At 59.7% G+C, this 2,009-nt stretch carries 2 protein-coding genes; both read right to left on the bottom strand.

What is annotated here, in order from left to right; translation table 11 throughout:
• Positions 1–62: 62 nt before the first annotated feature.
• Positions 63–1,009 (bottom strand): IS630 family transposase gene (locus PYV00_RS23370; protein WP_275230747.1). Its coding sequence is split into 2 segments (ribosomal slippage): positions 63–664 and positions 664–1,009, totalling 948 coding nucleotides; the frame shifts between segments, so codons are not numbered across the junction.
• A 141-nt stretch (positions 1,010–1,150) separates the two neighbouring features.
• On the bottom strand, positions 1,151–1,843 hold the full coding sequence (locus PYV00_RS23365; protein ID WP_275230746.1) for a GntR family transcriptional regulator: 693 nt from the start codon (positions 1,841–1,843) through the stop codon (positions 1,151–1,153).
• Between the last annotated feature and the right edge of the window lie 166 nt (positions 1,844–2,009).

The raw sequence follows: 2,009 nt of genomic DNA, 5'->3' as shown, positions 1-2,009 counted from the left end.
CGCGCAAAATTGAGTCTAAACGATAGCGAACTTCAGATTCACCACACTAGAGCGGTTTTCGATCATTCCGGGTCATATCCGCACGAGGTGAAGTAGTTGGCGTATTCGTGTGGCTGGAAGATATCGACCAGCCTGCCGATCAGGTTCCAAAGTCCGCTCACGGTGCGCTCGCCGATCTTTCGAAGCATGGCCTTGAGGCGGGAGAAGGCCTTCTCGATCGGGTTGAAGTCAGGGCTGTAGGGTGGGAGGAAGCGCAATGTCGCGCCCGCCGCTTCGATACGTTCGCGGACCGAGGCGCGTTTGTGGCTCGACAGATTGTCCATGATGACGACGTCGCCGGGGCGCAGCTCCGGTATGAGCACCTGGGTGACGTAGGCTTCGAACCAGTCGCCGTTGATCGGTCCGTCCAGCACCATCGGCGCAACCATGCCGGTCATGCGCAGCCCCGCTACCAGCGTGGTGGTCTTGCGGTGGCCGTGCGGGAAGCCCATTCGCAGCCGCTCGCCCTTCGGGCAACGGCCATGGCTGCGGGTCATGTTGGTGGCGGTCCACGTCTCGTCGATGAAGACGAGGCGCTCCGGTTCCAGATCGATCTGGCCGTCGAACCATTCCCGGCGCTGCTTCAGGATGTCGGGACGGTCCTGCTCGATTGCATGGCCAGTCTTTTTTTGCGCGTCATGCCCCGGCGCGCAAAGAAGCGGTGAAGCCCGGCAACCGATACCGCCAGACCAACCTCGGCCAGGTCCGCGCGCAGCTCATCAAGCGAGATGTCTTTGCGCGCTTCCCAGATGGCGAGGATGTCCCCCGCACGCTCTTCAACCCGGCGCGAGCGCATGTCGCCACCCTGCGGCTTTGGAGCGAAGTCACCCGTCTCGCGCCGCTGTGTCTCCCAGCGGATCGCCGTCGAAGGCGCAACGCCAAATCGGAGCGCCGCAGCACGGCAACTCAGCCCGCCATCAACCGCTGCCAGAAGTCGGGAACGCAAATCCATCGAAAGAGGTTGAGCCATCCATGCCGGCCTCCTTCACCAGCACGAATTCTGAATCAGAAATCACGCCCGGCGGGAATCCCCACGCGATTCAAATCGGTCGAAAAACGCTCTAAAATGCATGGACAGGTCGCCGGAAGAGGACTCGACGAAGCGCGTCCTTTAAGCCTTCTCAGCGCCGCTTTCGGGATCGAAGGCGAACCACCCCCCTCGCCCTGTCAGCCATATTTCGGTCAAGGTTCGCGCACTGGCGCCATCGCGATCCTCGATAGCCTTGACCAGCCGGGCCAGATTGCTGCGACGCAATTCAACATGCTCGGACTGCGCTCCCTGCGTCACGAGATTGTTGAATGCGAATGTTCCAAATGCCCACATTTGCTCGCAAAGTCGGGACAGGACCTCCGAGTGCGCCATTTCCTGGATGATCCGGTGGAATTCATGACCAAGCCTGAGGTTTTCCTGATCCAGTTCGGTCTGGAGGTTGATTTCATCCATCAGAATCTGGAGCTGAATCAGCTGCTCGTCTGTTCTTCGAGCGGTAGCCAACTCCGCAAGCCTTGATTGGATGCCGCCAAAGGCCTCGATGAAATCAAACATCGATTGAACCTCGTAGCTCGCCACACGGCAGCCCACCTGAGGCACGATTTCAACGAGCCAATCCCCGGACAGTCGGCGCATTGCTTCCATCACCGGCTGCCGGCTGACTTCGAAGGCCTTCGCTATTTCCTCGACCGAAAGCCATTCTCCCGGCCGATGTATCCCGCTTAGAATACGAGATTGGAGTTCATGATATATTGTGGGCGAAAGGCGCTCGGAGCCCTCCGACGGCAACCTTATCTTACGTGGGGTTCGCATCAATGTTTCCAGCGATTGCCGCCCTTTCTCCTGAGCGGATGTGTGTCTCCATCTCACGCCTAGCTCGCCGACTGCCCCGACTGGTCGGCGTCAGAACAAGCTGGCCTGCTGCCGGTTTGGCGGACACCGAGATAGGCTCATTTAGGCTACCCCAGCTTCTCGCTCG

The organism is Novosphingobium album (ex Liu et al. 2023) (assembly GCF_029076845.1).
Lineage (GTDB): Bacteria > Pseudomonadota > Alphaproteobacteria > Sphingomonadales > Sphingomonadaceae > Novosphingobium.
The sequence above is the reverse complement of the archived record's forward strand: the minus strand, read 5'-3'. Positions and strand labels throughout refer to the sequence as shown.

Excerpts from the sequence above, each read along its gene's own strand:
- PYV00_RS23365 (WP_275230746.1), bottom strand. The coding sequence starts at position 1,843 with ATGCGAACCCCACGTAAGATAAGGTTGCCGTCGGAGGGCTCCGAGCGC.